Origin of the sequence: Enterobacter cloacae complex sp. IR53041, from assembly GCF_049238285.1 — a bacterium.
Lineage (GTDB): Bacteria > Pseudomonadota > Gammaproteobacteria > Enterobacterales > Enterobacteriaceae > Enterobacter > Enterobacter roggenkampii.
This window is the reverse complement of record NZ_JBMKHB010000006.1, coordinates 13,354-27,951: the sequence shown is the minus strand read 5'-3', so window position 1 is coordinate 27,951 and position 14,598 is coordinate 13,354. Positions and strand designations below refer to the sequence as shown.

Here is a 14,598-nt window from a genome sequence, read left to right as displayed (position 1 = left end):
AGGTTATGTAGGCCCGGTAAACGCACTGCCACCGGGCATAAAAAAACCTCGCATTCGCGAGGTTTTTTGTTTAAGCCGCTTAGTGAGCGTTAACCACCACCCACATCGGCCCCTGGCCTACGGCGTAGCGCCCTTTCTCTTCCAGCAGCCCCTGCTCGCCTTTAATTTCATACAGCGCGATGTGGTGGGATTTCTGCCCCGCCGCAATCAGGTATTTGCCGCTGTGATCGATATTAAAGCCGCGCGGCTGGGTTTCCGTCGGCTGGAAGCCTTCAATCGCCAGCACGCTGCCGTCTTCAGAAACGCTAAACACGGTGATCAGGCTGGAGGTGCGGTCACAGGCGTACAGATGACGGCCATTTGGCGTAATGTGAATATCCGCCGCCCAGCGGGTGTCGGAGAAATCAGACGGCATCATATCCAGCGTCTGCACGCACTCAATCTGGCCGTTTGGATCTTTCAGCTCCCATACGTCCACGGAGCTGTTCAGTTCGTTGACTACGTAGGCGTACTGCTGGTTCGGATGGAAGACCATATGACGCGGGCCTGCACCTTCTACCGTCGTGACTTCAGCCGGATTCTGCGCCACCAGATGACCATCGTCGCTCAGGGTGAACAGGCATATACGATCCTGCTTCAGGGCAGGCACCCACAGCGTGCGGTTATCCGGAGAGATATTCGCCGAGTGGCAGCCTTCCAGCCCTTCCACCACATCCACGGTTTCGACCGGAATGCCATCTTCCAGACGCGTTACGCTGACGCAGCCCGCATTATACGAGCCGCTGAAGACAAAGTTGCCTTTACGATCGGTTGAGATATGGGTTGGACTGCCCGGCAGCGGCGCTTCGGCAGTGTAAGTCAGCGCGCCGTCGTCCGGAGAGATGCGATAGGCCAGCACGCGAAACTCCGGGCGCACACCCACGTACAAGAAACGTTTATCCGGGCTGATGACCATCGGCTGTACCTGGCCTGGCACATCAACAACCTGAACCAGCGTGAGTGTCCCTTCGGTATTTAAGCGCCAGACGTGGATCTGCTGGCTTTCAGGACTGGCGGTATAAACGGTTTGTTTCATGAATATTCACTCCTCACTGCGCATGAAAGTAATTAACTTTTGACGGTGAATGCTGAATTGTCGACAGGAATTTTGAAGCATTCGCCTCTCGGTGTACCATCCCATCAAAACGTAAATTCAATATTAACCCGGGAAAACAGATGACCTCGCGTGTGATTGCTCTGGATTTAGACGGTACCTTACTGACGCCGCAAAAAACCCTTCTCCCCTCCTCCCTTGAAGCGCTTAAACGCGCGCAGGAAGCGGGATATCAACTCCTTATCGTAACGGGTCGACATCACGTAGCCATTCACCCTTTTTATCAGGCACTGGCGTTAGATACACCTGCAATTTGTTGTAATGGCACTTATTTGTATGATTATCAGGCAAAAAAGGTTTTAGCCTCCGACCCGCTGCCGGTTCCTCAGGCGCTGCAACTGATTGATCTGCTGGATGAGCACGCCATTCACGGCCTGATGTATGTGGATAACGCAATGGTCTACGAGCGCCCTACCGGCCACGTGGTGCGCACCAGCAACTGGGCGTTGTCCCTGCCTGAAGCGCAGCGTCCGGTCTTTACCCTGGTATCCTCCCTGCGTCAGGCAGCCCAGGACGTTGAGGCTATCTGGAAATTCGCCCTGACGGATGAAGACACGACCAAACTGAATACCTTCGCGAAGCACGTCGAGGAAACGCTGGGGCTGGAGTGCGAATGGTCCTGGCACGATCAGGTGGATATTGCCCGCAAAGGCAACAGCAAAGGCAAGCGTCTGACGCAGTATGTGGAATCACAGGGCTGGTCAATGCAGGACGCGATCGCCTTCGGCGACAACTACAACGACATCAGCATGCTGGAAGCCGTCGGTACGGGCGTGGCGATGGGCAATGCCGACGACGCGGTAAAAGCGCGCGCTAACGTGGTGATTGGCGACAACACCACCGACAGCATCGCGCAGTATATTTATACCCACCTGCTGTAATCAGGCGGTGATCGAGACGCTCTTAATTTGCGCGTAAAGCCACAGGCCGGGTTTGATCCCTAACTCATCCCTGGCCCACGGGCTGATGCGCGCCCAGAGCGTCCGGCTTCCCACCTCGAGCTTCACTTCCACCTGGCCGTTATCATCAAAACACTCCGCGACTTTGGCGCGCAGGATATTTCGAATACTGGTTTGCAGCGGCGGCTGCAGCACCAGCGAGACGTCTGATGCCTGAATACGAATACGCAGCGCGGACTGCAACGGCTTGTCGATCTTATTGACCCACAGGTGCTGATCGCCGAGCGCCAGCGCCGTCATCGCGTAGTGCGGATGGTGTTCCAGCACGCTCACCTTCAGGATGCTGCTCTGCTGTTCCCGGGGTAACCACGGGTGCATTACGCTGCTGCCCCAGACCTCTTCCAGGTTGCCGAAGGCCTTGACGCTGCCCTCTTCCAGCACCAGCACTTTGTCGGCCAGATGGAGGATCTCATCCAGCGAATGGCTGACGTAGAGCATCGGAATATTAATTTCTCGCGTCAGGCGCTGCAGGTAGGGCAGGAGCTCACGTTTGCGCGGAATATCCAGCGAGGCCAGCGGTTCGTCGAGCAGCAGCAGTTCGGGCGCGGTCAGCAACGCGCGGCCAATGGCCACGCGCTGTTTTTCTCCGCCGGAAAGCGACGAGGGCAGTCTGTCGAGCAGTGGCTCAATGCCTAAAAGCGTCACCAGCTTATCAAACTGTCCGGCCATGCTTTTCGCCATGCCGTAACGCAGGTTGCCGCGCACGCTGTAGTGCGGGAATAAGCGCGCGTCCTGGAAAACATAGCCAATGCGGCGTTTATCCGGCGTGAGATACACCTTGTTTTCCACGTCGTTTAAGACGCGGTTATTCAATACAATCCGTCCTGACTGCGGGCGCGTCAGGCCGCTGATAGCATTTATCAGCGACGTTTTTCCCGCCCCCGAGACGCCGAAGATGGCAGTGATACCGCTTGCAGGCAGCGTCTCGTTAAGCGTCAGGGTATGGTTTCCCAGCGTCTGGGTGAAATTCAGTTCCAGCATGCTTATTTCCCCATCCGCTCACGGCTCAGCCGCGCCAGCCATTCCGACACCAGCAGCGATACCAGGGCTAGTACGATTGAGAGGATACACAGCCGCGCCGCCGCGGCCTCTCCGCCCGGCGTTTGAATCAGGGTATACATGGCCGACGGAATCGTTCGCGTCTCGCCGGGGATGTTCGAGACGAAGGTGATGGTCGCGCCAAACTCGCCCAGCGAGCGGGCGAAGGCCAGTACCGTCCCGACAATAATGCCGGGTAACGTCAGGGGAAGCGTGATGGTGAAAAAAACGCGCCAGCGCCCGGCACCCAGCGTACGGGCCGCCTGTTCGAGCTTCATGTCCACGCCTTCCAGCGCGAGGCGGATCGCCCTCACCATCAGCGGGAATGACATTACCGCCGCCGCCAGCACCGCACCGCGCCAGCTAAACGCAAAGGTCAGCCCAAACCAGTCGTAAAGTTTTTCGCCAATAAAACCGCGTCGCCCCATGGAAATTAACAGCAGATAACCGACCACCACGGGCGGCAACACGAGCGGAAGATGAAGCACGCTGTCGAGCAGCGCTTTGCCGGGAAACCGACAGCGAACCAGTAGCCAGGCAAATAAGATCCCAAAGGGCAAACTCAGCGCAACCGCCAGGGAAGAGACTTTAAGGCTCAGCAGAACAGCCTGCCATTCAGGATCGGTCAATATCATCAGTGAGTCGTAAATCCGTAACGTTTAAAGATTGCGGACGCTTCCGGCCCCTTCAGATAATCGCGGAAGGCCGTCACGGTCGCATTTTTATGTCCATCAACAATCGCAACAGGATATTCCACTTTCTTGTGGGAGTCTTCCGGGAACGTTGCCACCACTTTCACACCCTTACTGGCAACGGCATCAGAGCCATACACAATGCCCAGCGGGGCTTCGTTGCGTTCCACCAGCGCCAGCGCGCCGCGGACATCTTCCGCCGGGGCCAGCTTCGGTGACAATGTCTCCCATGCGCCCAATTTTTGCAGCGCTTCTTTGGCGTAGATCCCGGCCGGAACGTGCTCCGGATCGCCCACCGCCAGGCGCCCGCCGTTCAGCAGGCTTATCCAGTGGGTCTCTTTGTTGATGGTGAAGTCAGCCTGGGCGCTGGCTTTTGGCGCCACGACAACCAGGCTATTCCCCAGCAGCGTTTCGCGGGTTGCCGCATCAATCGCTTTTTTCTCCGCCGCGTAATCCATCCACTTCTGGTCAGCCGAGATGAACAGATCCGCCGGCGCGCCCGCTTCTATCTGGCGAGCGAGCGTCGAGGAAGAGGCAAACGAGGAGACCACCTCGACGTTTTTCTCTTTTTTATACGCCGCCGCGATATCCTGCAGCGCGTTAGTCAGCGACGCCGCCGCAAAGACCGTGATTTTACCGTCGTCCGCCAGCGCGTGTCCGGTAAGGGAAAGCGTCAACGTTGCCCCTGCAAAAAGGCGTACCCATGAACGTGCCATCTGTAACTCCTGTGAGTAGCGTTATATACACATTAATATAACGGTAACGTCAGGGAGATCCCAGCGTTTAATCGTACCGCTGAAGAGGTAAACCGGCGTAGTGCGTTAAAGAGTATCGGCGAAAATGGGAAAATCTTGAGAGCAAAACGCCCGGGCAAGCCGGGCGTTTTGGGGGGAATCAATGCTGCTTTTTAGCCTGGTCTCTGTGACCAATGTTCGAAAAGACGTTGAACACTTCACCCAGGCCGTAGATGGCACCGAGGATGATGGCCATCACTACTGGTACCATGATCACGGCGAATACCAGACTTTTCAACAACTCTAACATGGTTTTCTCCAGATATTGTGAACAGCTTATTCTACCCTTTCAAGTGAGAAAAACATCCCCTTTTGTGCGGTACCCTTTGCGCCCTGCACCATTTGGGTCACAATACCCTTTTTGCCAGGACACTGTTATGCAGGCCGAAATTCTTCTCACACTCCGACTTCAGCAAAAGCTTTTCGCCGATCCGCGACGTATCGCCCTGCTTAAACAAATAGAACAAACGGGCTCGATTAGCCAGGGGGCGAAAAACGCGGGCATCAGCTACAAAAGTGCCTGGGACGCCATCAACGACATGAACACCCTGAGTGAACAGCCGCTGGTGGACAGAGCCACGGGCGGCAAAGGCGGCGGCGGTGCAATCGTGACGCGTTATGGCCAGCGTCTTATTCAGCTTTACGATCTGCTGGCCCAGATTCAGCAAAAGGCGTTCGATGCGTTAAGCGATGACGATCACGTTCCGCTGGACAGTCTGCTGGCCGCCATTTCCCGCTTCTCGCTACAAACCAGCGCCCGCAACCAGTGGTTTGGTACGGTGACGGCGCGCGACAATCTGCAGATACAGCAGCATATTGAGATCCTGCTTGCCGATGGCACCACCCGTCTGAAGGCCGCCATAACGGCGCAAAGCGCGGAACGTCTTGAACTGGATGAAGGGAAAGAGGTGCTGGTGCTCCTGAAGGCGCCGTGGGTCAGTATCACACGCGATCCCGACGCGGCAAAGACAGCAGATAACCAGCTGCAGGGCACCATCAGCCATATCGAACGCGGCCAGACGCAGTGCGAAGTGCTGATGACCCTGGCAGATGGGCAGCCGCTTTGCGCGACCATACCGCTCAGCGAGTCGGACAACGTAGAAGAAGGTGCTGCCGTCACCGCGTATTTCAACGCGGACCGGGTGATTATCGCCACTTTGTGCTGAGCACATTGACAATCTTACCGACAGTGCGTATCCCTGATATCTGGTGCTGCAAAAACAGGGATAAATCATGTCATCATTGCATATTTCGCAAGGCACGTTTCGTCTTAGCGATACCCGAACGCTGACGATTGCTGATTTGACGCTACGCGCGGGTGAAAGCTGGGCGTTTGTCGGCACAAACGGCAGCGGTAAATCCGCGCTGGCCCGCGCGCTGGCCGGAGAGCTCAACCTCCTCAAGGGCGAATACCAGAGCGACTTTACGCGCCTGACGCGCCTGTCGTTTGAACAACTGCAAAAGCTGGTCAGCGACGAGTGGCAGCGCAACAACACCGATTTGCTCAGCCCTGGCGAAGACGATACCGGCCGTACGACGGCGGAAATTATTCAGGATGAAGTGAAGGATCCCGCCCGCTGCCAGCGCCTGGCAGAACAGTTCGGTATCACCCCTCTGCTGAACCGGCGCTTTAAATACCTTTCGACCGGCGAGACGCGAAAAACGCTGCTTTGTCAGGCGCTGATGAGCGAACCTGAACTGCTTATTCTGGACGAACCGTTCGACGGTCTTGACGTGCAGTCCCGGGCGCAGCTGGCGTCTCTGCTGGCGTCGCTTAATCAGCAGGGATATACCCTCGTGCTGGTGCTTAACCGTTTTGATGAAATTCCGGACTTTATCCAGCACGCGGGCGTCCTGGCCGACTGTAACCTCACAGAGACCGGCGAAAAAACCGCGCTGCTTAAGCAGGCGCTGATTGCCCAGCTCGCGCACAGCGAACAGCTCGACGGTATTACCCTTCCGGAACCCGACGCCCCGTCGGCGCGCCACGCGCTTGATCCCCACCAGCCGCGCATCGTGCTGCGCGATGGGGTGGTCGCTTATGACGATCGCCCGATCCTTAATCACCTCAGCTGGACGGTCAATCCAGGCGAGCACTGGCAGATTGTCGGCCCCAACGGCGCGGGGAAGTCCACGCTGCTGAGCCTGATCACCGGCGATCATCCGCAGGGCTACAGCAACGACCTCACGCTGTTCGGTCGGCGTCGCGGCAGCGGCGAAACCATCTGGGATATCAAAAAACATATCGGCTACGTCAGCAGCAGCCTGCATCTGGATTACCGGGTCAGTACCACGGTACGCAACGTGATCCTCTCCGGGTATTTTGACTCCATCGGCATTTATCAGGCGGTGTCGGACAAACAGCACAAGCTGGCCCAGCAGTGGCTGGACATTCTGGGCATGGACAACCGGGTTGCTGACGCGCCGTTTCATAGTCTTTCGTGGGGGCAGCAGCGTCTGGCGCTGATCGTTCGCGCGCTGGTGAAACACCCTACGCTGCTGATCCTCGACGAACCGCTGCAGGGACTCGACCCGTTGAACCGCCAGCTTATCCGCCGCTTTGTGGACGTGCTGATTAGCGAAGGTGAAACGCAGCTGCTGTTCGTTTCACATCATGCCGAAGACGCCCCCTCCTGCATCACCCATCGCCTGGAGTTTGTTCCGGACGGTGAGCACTATTACTATCGGCAAAGCAAAATCGATTAATCCCCGGAGGGCACCGCCCTCCGTTTTTCAGATAACCTGCACTAATACATTGCTATCCCGTTGATCTACAATGCCTCACGGTAGCTGAAAATCGGATTTTAAAAACAGTGTAAACGATTCCACTATTTTATCCCATGTCACACTTTTCGCGTCTCTGTTATGCTATGGTTATTACATACCATAAGCCCAATGGAGCGAAATATGCGAGTTCTGGTAACAGGTGGTAGCGGTTACATAGGTAGTCATACCTGCGTGCAGCTGCTGCAAAACGGCCATGACGTCATCATTCTCGACAACCTGTGCAACAGTAAGCGCAGCGTGCTGCCTGTGATTGAACGTCTTGGCGGTAAACACCCGACGTTCGTGGAAGGCGACATCCGTAACGAAGCGCTGATGACCGAGATCCTTCACGACCACGCCATTGAAGCGGTGATCCACTTCGCGGGTCTGAAAGCGGTCGGTGAATCCGTTGCTAAGCCGCTTGAGTATTACGATAACAACGTCAACGGCACCCTGCGTCTCATCTCCGCCATGCGTGCGGCCAACGTCAAAAACTTCATCTTTAGCTCTTCCGCCACCGTCTACGGCGATCAGCCTAAAATCCCTTACGTTGAAAGCTTCCCGACCGGGACGCCGCAGAGCCCGTACGGCAAAAGCAAGCTGATGGTGGAGCAGATCCTGACCGACCTGCAAAAAGCCCAGCCGGAGTGGAGCATCGCGCTGCTGCGCTACTTCAACCCGGTCGGTGCGCATCCGTCTGGCGATATGGGGGAAGATCCGCAGGGCATTCCGAACAACCTGATGCCGTATATCGCCCAGGTGGCCGTAGGCCGCCGCGAGTCGCTGGCGATTTTTGGCAATGACTACCCGACCGAAGACGGCACCGGCGTGCGCGACTATATCCACGTGATGGATCTGGCCGACGGCCACGTTGCGGCCATGCAGCAGCTGGCGGATAAACCGGGCGTGCATATTTACAACCTCGGCGCTGGCGTCGGCAGCAGCGTGCTGGACGTGGTTAATGCCTTCAGCAAAGCCTGCGGCAAGCCGGTGAACTACCACTTCGCACCGCGTCGTGAGGGCGATCTGCCTGCTTACTGGGCCGACGCCACCAAAGCCGACAAAGAGCTTAACTGGCGTGTTACGCGCACGCTTGATGAAATGGCACAGGATACCTGGCACTGGCAGTCACGCCACCCGCAAGGCTATCCGGACTAAGGATCCGTCATGACGCAATTTAATCCCGTCGATCATCCGCATCGTCGCTTTAACCCGTTAAGCGGGCAATGGATTTTAGTTTCTCCGCATCGCGCCAAGCGCCCCTGGCAGGGGGCGCAGGAGACGCCTGCAAAACAGACCCTGCCGCAGCACGACCCGGACTGCTTCCTCTGTCCGGGCAATACGCGCGTCACCGGGGATAAAAACCCGGACTACAAAGGCACCTTCGTGTTTACCAACGATTTTGCCGCCCTGATGACCGACACGCCGGACGCGCCGGAAAGCCACGATCCGCTGATGCGCTGTGAAAGCGCGCGCGGTACCAGCCGCGTGATCTGCTTCTCTCCCGATCACAGCAAAACGCTGCCGGAGCTGAGCGTTGAGGCACTGAAAGAGGTGGTCAGCACCTGGCAGGCGCAAACTGCCGAGCTGGGTCAGACTTACCCGTGGGTGCAGGTGTTTGAAAATAAAGGTGCAGCCATGGGCTGCTCTAACCCGCACCCGCACGGCCAGGTCTGGGCGAACAGCTTCCTGCCTAACGAAGCCGAGCGTGAAGACCGCCTGCAAAAAGCGTATTACGCGGAAAACGGCTCGCCGATGCTGGTGGATTACGCGCAGCGTGAGCTGGCCGACGGCAGCCGTACCGTGGTGGAGACCGAACACTGGCTGGCCGTCGTGCCTTACTGGGCCGCCTGGCCGTTTGAGACGCTGCTGCTGCCGAAAGCGCACGTGCAGCGCATCACCGAGCTCAGCGACGCGCAGCGCGACGACCTTGCCCTGGCGCTGAAAAAGCTGACCAGCCGTTACGACAACCTGTTCCAGTGCTCCTTCCCGTACTCCATGGGCTGGCACGGCGCACCGTTTAACGGGGAAGAGAATCAGCACTGGCAGCTGCACGCCCATTTCTATCCGCCGCTGCTGCGCTCTGCGACGGTGCGTAAATTTATGGTGGGCTACGAAATGCTGGCAGAAACCCAGCGTGATCTGACGGCGGAACAGGCGGCTGAACGTCTGCGCGCCGTTAGCGACGTCCACTATCGCGAATCAGGAGTCTAAAAAATGAGTCTGAAAGATAAAACACAATCCCTGTTTGCTGAGAAATTTGGCTACCCTGCCACCCACGTAATTCAGGCACCTGGCCGCGTCAACCTGATTGGTGAACACACCGACTACAACGACGGTTTTGTGCTGCCGTGCGCCATCGATTACCAGACGGTCATCAGCTGCGCGAAGCGCGACGACCGCCAGGTTCGCGTGATTGCGGCGGATTACGGTAATGAGACGGACGCGTTTTCCCTCGATGCCCCGATTGTGACGCACGACAGCCAGCAGTGGTCTAACTACGTGCGCGGCGTGGTGAAGCATCTGCAGAAGCGTAATAAAAACTTCGGCGGCGCCGATTTGGTCATCAGCGGCAACGTGCCGCAGGGGGCAGGCTTAAGCTCCTCTGCGTCTCTGGAGGTCGCCGTGGGCACCGTGTTCCAGCAGCTCTATCATTTACCGCTGGATGGCGCACAACTCGCCCTGAACGGCCAGGAAGCGGAAAACCAGTTTGTGGGCTGCAACTGCGGCATCATGGACCAGCTGATCTCCGCGCTGGGCAAAAAAGAGCACGCGCTGCTGATCGACTGCCGCTCGCTGGGCACCAAAGCCGTTCCCCTGCCAAAAGGCGCGGCTGTCGTGATCGTCAACAGCAACTTTAAGCGCACGCTGGTGGGCAGCGAGTACAACACCCGCCGCGAGCAGTGCGAAACCGGCGCCCGCTTCTTCCAGCAGCCCGCCCTGCGCGACGTGACGCTCAATGAATTTAACAAAGTGGCGCACGAGCTGGACCCGATTGTCGCCAAACGCGTTCGTCACGTGCTGACGGAAAATGCCCGTACCGTTGAAGCCGCGTCCGCGCTGGCGAAAGGTGATCTGAAACGCATGGGTGAACTGATGGCGGAATCTCACGCCTCCATGCGCGATGATTTTGAAATCACCGTGCCGCAGATCGACACCCTGGTGGAGATCGTCAAAGCGGTCATTGGCGACAAAGGCGGCGTGCGCATGACGGGCGGTGGTTTTGGCGGCTGCATCGTTGCGCTGGTGCCTGAGGAGCTGGTCCCTGCCGTACAGGACGCCGTGGCGAAGCAGTACGAAGCAAAAACAGGTATCAAAGAAACCTTCTATGTTTGCAAAGCATCACAAGGAGCCGGACAGTGCTAAACGAAACACCTACCCTCGCACCGGATGGTCTGCCGTATCGCCTGTTAACCCTGCGCAATCGCGCGGGGATGGTGGTTACGCTAATGGACTGGGGTGCAACCCTTCTTTCAGCACGCGTACCGATGCCGGACGGCAGCGTGCGCGAAACCCTGCTCGGCTGCGCCTCACCCGAGCAGTATGTTAATCAGTCTGCCTATCTGGGCGCATCCGTAGGGCGCTATGCGAACCGCATCGCGAAGAGCCGTTTTGAACTCGACGGCGTGCAGTACACCCTGCTGCCAAGCCAGGGTGAGAACCAGCTGCACGGCGGCCCGGACGGGTTTGATAAACGCCGCTGGAAGATTGTTCGTCAAAACGACGGCGAAGTGCTGTTCTCGCTGGATTCGCAGGACGGCGATCAGGGCTTCCCGGGTAACCTTATCGCCTCCGCGCGCTTTACATTGACGGACGACAACCGTATCGCCATTGAATACCGTGCGACGGTCGACAAGCCGTGTCCGGTTAACCTGACCAATCACGCGTACTTTAATCTGGACGGTAACCAGTGCGACGTGCGGAACCACAAGCTTCAGATCCTGGCGGATGCGTATCTGCCGGTTGATGAGATGGGCATTCCGTACCAGGGCCTCAAAGACGTGAGCGGCACCAGCTTTGACTTCCGCAGCGCGAAATCCATCGCCCAGGATTTCCTGAGCGATGACGACCAGCGCAAGGTGAAAGGCTACGACCACGCGTTCCTGCTGCAGGCTAAAGGCGATGTGAAACAACCTGCCGCACAGGTCTGGTCCACCGATGAGAAGCTGCAGATGACGGTTTATACCACCGCTCCTGCCCTGCAGTTCTACTCAGGTAACTATCTCGGCGGCACGACGGCGCGCGAACACGAAGAGTACAGCGACTGGCAAGGCCTGGCGCTGGAGAGCGAGTTCCTGCCGGACAGCCCGAATCATCCGGAATGGCCGCAGCCGGACTGCGTGCTGCGCCCGGGTGAAGAGTACGTTAGCGTGACGGAATATCATTTTATTCCACATTAATATTCAGCCCTCCCTCTGGAGGGCTTTTTTCTGTGCGCCTTGCTGAAAATAGCGCCGATCGCAGACAAAATCATAACCCTGGATTCACAAGCATCTTACACTCAGAGACTATTTTCGCTATGGTTAGGGTTAAGCGTTGCTGCTGGCACGGCCACGGCAATATAATGAGAATTGTTATCATTCTAAAAATGCTTGAGGAGTAAGAGATGGCTATTACTAAGCTGGTTCTGGTGCGTCACGGCGAAAGCCAGTGGAACAACGAAAACCGCTTTACCGGTTGGTACGACGTTGATCTGTCCGAGAAAGGCGTAAGCGAAGCAAAAGCAGCAGGTAAACTGCTGAAGGAAGAAGGCTTCAGCTTTGATTTTGCTTACACCTCTGTGCTGAAACGTGCCATCCATACCCTGTGGAACGTGCTGGACGAACTGGACCAGGCCTGGCTGCCGGTTGAGAAATCGTGGAAACTGAACGAGCGTCACTACGGTGCGCTGCAGGGCCTGAACAAAGCGGAAACCGCTGAGAAATACGGTGACGAGCAGGTTAAACAGTGGCGTCGCGGCTTCGCGGTCACCCCACCAGAGCTGACCAAAGATGACGAGCGCTACCCGGGCCACGACCCGCGTTACGCGAAACTGACCGACGCTGAGCTGCCAACCACCGAGAGCCTGGCGCTGACCATCGACCGCGTTGTGCCTTACTGGAACGAAACCATTCTGCCACGTCTGAAAAGCGGCGAGCGCGTGATTATCGCCGCTCACGGTAACTCCCTGCGTGCGCTGGTGAAATACCTGGACAACATGGGTGAAGACGAAATTCTCGAACTGAACATCCCAACTGGCGTACCGCTGGTGTATGAGTTCGACGAAAACTTCAAGCCAATCAAACACTACTACCTGGGTAACGCGGACGAAATCGCAGCGAAAGCGGCGGCCGTTGCGAACCAGGGTAAAGCGAAGTAATTTTCGCTGACCATAAAAAAAGCGCGGAACCGTCCGCGCTTTTTTATTTGAGCCGTCAGAATTAACCGCGACGCGCTTTCACCGCATTCGCCAGCTGGCGCAGGATGGCGTCGGTGTCATCCCAGCCGATGCAGGCATCGGTCACGCTCTTGCCGTACACCAGCGGCTCGCTGCCTTCCAGGTTCTGGTTACCTTCAACCAGATGGCTTTCGATCATCACCCCAATTACCGCCTTCTCACCGCCGGCAATCTGCTGACAGACGTCTGCGCCCACTTCCATCTGCTTTTTAAACTGCTTGCTGGAGTTGGCGTGGCTGAAATCGATCATCACCTGCGGTGGCAGCCCGGCTTTTTCCAGCCCGACTTTGACTTCGGCCACATGCTTTGCGCTGTAGTTCGGCTCTTTGCCGCCGCGCAGAATGATATGGCAGTCACCGTTACCGCTGGTGTTAACGATGGCGGAGTGGCCCCATTTGGTCACGGACAGGAAGCAGTGCGGTGCGCCCGCTGCGTTGATGGCGTCGATAGCCACCTTAATGGTGCCGTCAGTGCCGTTTTTGAAGCCTACCGGACAAGAGAGACCGGACGCCAGCTCGCGGTGAACCTGAGATTCAGTAGTGCGGGCACCAATTGCCCCCCAGCTCATCAGGTCTGCCAGATACTGGGGCGTAATCATATCCAGGAACTCACCGGCCGCAGGCAGGCCGCTGTCGTTAATCTCCAGCAGCAGCTTGCGCGCAATGCGCAGGCCGTCGTTGATCTGGAAGCTGTTATCCATGTGCGGATCGTTAATCAGCCCTTTCCAGCCAACGGTGGTGCGCGGTTTTTCAAAATAGACGCGCATCACGATTTCCAGCTCATCCTTCAGCTCTTCACGCAGGGTGAGCAGACGGGCTGCGTATTCTTTCGCGGCAGCAGGATCGTGGATAGAGCATGGGCCAATCACCACCAGAAGACGATCGTCATTACCTTTCAGGATCTTATGGATCGCTTTACGAGCATGAGAAACCGTGTTTGCGGCATTTTCAGTGGCGGGGAATTTCTCAAGGAGTGCTACAGGAGGTAATAACTCATTGATCTCTTTAATACGTAAATCGTCATTCTGATAATTCATCTTCGTTCCAGCTCTGCCATATCTTTAGTAATGAAAGCAATCCTTTCAATCTATCTTGTCGCTCAGGAAGTGTAAACACGGTTTTACACTTCACGCAGATAATTCCTGGAATTCGCCTAAAAATCGCCACAAAATAGCGAAAAACGAGATCTAACCTAAGCTTTTTAACTGTAACAACCATTTTTACACGCTTAAACGCGATTCCCGACTGACGTAAGTCCGTATGGCGGAATCTTTCGCCTCTGAAAAAGATGCACTGTTGGAAAAAGTTATCCAGCGTAACGACAAGAACAGGAGCACCATGATGAAAATGACAAAACTGGCAACCCTCTTCCTGACCACCACCCTCACCCTGGCCAGCGGTAGCGTTCTTGCGGCCGAAACGGGCTCATCGGGTAACGGTGATGCAAACGCGGCTGCGTCAGCAGGCCAGGTCGCCCCTGATGCCAAACAGAACGTCGCCCCGAACAATGTCGATAATAGTCAGATCAATAATGGAAACACCAACACCGGCGGCACCATGCTGCACCCCAACGGTACCGACTCCGGCACCATGAATCATGACAGCATGAGCAAAGATGAAGTTCATAAGAACTCCATGTGTAAAGATGGCAAATGTCCCGACCCGAATGACAAAGTGGGGGATGATGCCAATACCAAAACAGATGGTACGACTCAGTAACCTGCTGTGAAATTAATGATAAAAGGAGAGCTAAGGCTCTC

15 protein-coding genes are annotated in these 14,598 nt (G+C 56.6%); 9 read left to right on the top strand and 6 right to left on the bottom strand.

Annotated features, from left to right (window positions below):
• Window positions 1-79: 79 nt before the first annotated feature.
• A complete protein-coding gene (gene pgl, locus ACOTXF_RS06240) occupies window positions 80-1,075 on the bottom strand; it encodes a 6-phosphogluconolactonase (RefSeq protein ID WP_023292974.1) in 996 nt (331 codons plus the stop codon).
• Between the two features lie 140 nt (window positions 1,076-1,215).
• On the opposite strand from pgl, the gene ACOTXF_RS06235 reads away from it, so the two are divergent.
• Window positions 1,216-2,034, top strand: coding sequence for a pyridoxal phosphatase (locus tag ACOTXF_RS06235; protein WP_232926437.1), 819 nt, complete (start codon window positions 1,216-1,218; stop codon window positions 2,032-2,034).
• On the opposite strand, the gene modC is transcribed toward ACOTXF_RS06235, so the two are convergent.
• The 4 genes from modC to ACOTXF_RS06215 form a co-directional block, all read right to left on the bottom strand.
• Window positions 2,035-3,093 (bottom strand): molybdenum ABC transporter ATP-binding protein ModC, encoded by a 1,059-nt coding sequence (modC, locus tag ACOTXF_RS06230; RefSeq protein ID WP_008501121.1) that lies wholly within the window; start codon window positions 3,091-3,093, stop codon window positions 2,035-2,037.
• Between the two features lie 2 nt (window positions 3,094-3,095).
• Entirely contained in the window at window positions 3,096-3,785 is a 690-nt protein-coding gene (gene modB / locus ACOTXF_RS06225) for a molybdate ABC transporter permease subunit (RefSeq protein ID WP_232926436.1), read from the bottom strand.
• Window positions 3,785-4,558, bottom strand: a complete 774-nt coding sequence (gene modA, locus ACOTXF_RS06220; RefSeq protein ID WP_045405886.1) for a molybdate ABC transporter substrate-binding protein — start codon at window positions 4,556-4,558, stop codon at window positions 3,785-3,787. The genes modB and modA overlap by 1 nt, the downstream gene beginning before the upstream one ends.
• Window positions 4,559-4,736: 178 nt before the next feature.
• A complete protein-coding gene (locus tag ACOTXF_RS06215; RefSeq protein ID WP_008501118.1) occupies window positions 4,737-4,886 on the bottom strand; it encodes an AcrZ family multidrug efflux pump-associated protein in 150 nt (49 codons plus the stop codon).
• 127 nt (window positions 4,887-5,013) lie between these two features.
• Between ACOTXF_RS06215 and modE the strand changes: the two genes are divergently transcribed.
• The 7 genes from modE (at window position 5,014) to gpmA (ending at window position 12,761) form a co-directional block, all read left to right on the top strand.
• Window positions 5,014-5,802 (top strand): molybdenum-dependent transcriptional regulator, encoded by a 789-nt coding sequence (gene modE / locus ACOTXF_RS06210; RefSeq protein WP_047745289.1) that lies wholly within the window; start codon window positions 5,014-5,016, stop codon window positions 5,800-5,802.
• 67 nt (window positions 5,803-5,869) lie between these two features.
• A complete protein-coding gene (gene modF / locus ACOTXF_RS06205) occupies window positions 5,870-7,342 on the top strand; it encodes a molybdate ABC transporter ATP-binding protein ModF (RefSeq protein WP_047745286.1) in 1,473 nt (490 codons plus the stop codon).
• Between the two features lie 201 nt (window positions 7,343-7,543).
• On the top strand, window positions 7,544-8,560 hold the full coding sequence (gene galE / locus ACOTXF_RS06200; RefSeq protein ID WP_008501115.1) for a UDP-glucose 4-epimerase GalE: 1,017 nt from the start codon (window positions 7,544-7,546) through the stop codon (window positions 8,558-8,560).
• A 9-nt stretch (window positions 8,561-8,569) separates the two neighbouring features.
• On the top strand, window positions 8,570-9,616 hold the full coding sequence (gene galT, locus ACOTXF_RS06195; protein WP_008501114.1) for a galactose-1-phosphate uridylyltransferase: 1,047 nt from the start codon (window positions 8,570-8,572) through the stop codon (window positions 9,614-9,616).
• 3 nt (window positions 9,617-9,619) lie between these two features.
• Window positions 9,620-10,768, top strand: coding sequence for a galactokinase (gene galK / locus ACOTXF_RS06190; RefSeq protein WP_045417490.1), 1,149 nt, complete (start codon window positions 9,620-9,622; stop codon window positions 10,766-10,768).
• The gene (gene galM, locus ACOTXF_RS06185) at window positions 10,762-11,802 is read left to right on the top strand and encodes a galactose-1-epimerase (protein WP_021241010.1); all 1,041 of its coding nucleotides are present in this window, start codon (window positions 10,762-10,764) and stop codon (window positions 11,800-11,802) included. The genes galK and galM overlap by 7 nt, the downstream gene beginning before the upstream one ends.
• A 206-nt stretch (window positions 11,803-12,008) precedes the next feature.
• Complete coding sequence (gene gpmA / locus ACOTXF_RS06180; protein WP_008501111.1) at window positions 12,009-12,761, top strand: 2,3-diphosphoglycerate-dependent phosphoglycerate mutase; 753 nt, start codon at window positions 12,009-12,011, stop codon at window positions 12,759-12,761.
• Between the two features lie 61 nt (window positions 12,762-12,822).
• Here gpmA and aroG read toward each other — a convergent pair whose 3' ends face one another.
• On the bottom strand, window positions 12,823-13,875 hold the full coding sequence (gene aroG / locus ACOTXF_RS06175; protein WP_008501110.1) for a 3-deoxy-7-phosphoheptulonate synthase AroG: 1,053 nt from the start codon (window positions 13,873-13,875) through the stop codon (window positions 12,823-12,825).
• 304 nt (window positions 13,876-14,179) lie between these two features.
• Between aroG and ACOTXF_RS06170 the strand changes: the two genes are divergently transcribed.
• Window positions 14,180-14,557, top strand: a complete 378-nt coding sequence (locus ACOTXF_RS06170) for a YbgS-like family protein (protein ID WP_045417514.1) — start codon at window positions 14,180-14,182, stop codon at window positions 14,555-14,557.
• The last annotated feature ends 41 nt before the right edge of the window (window positions 14,558-14,598 follow it).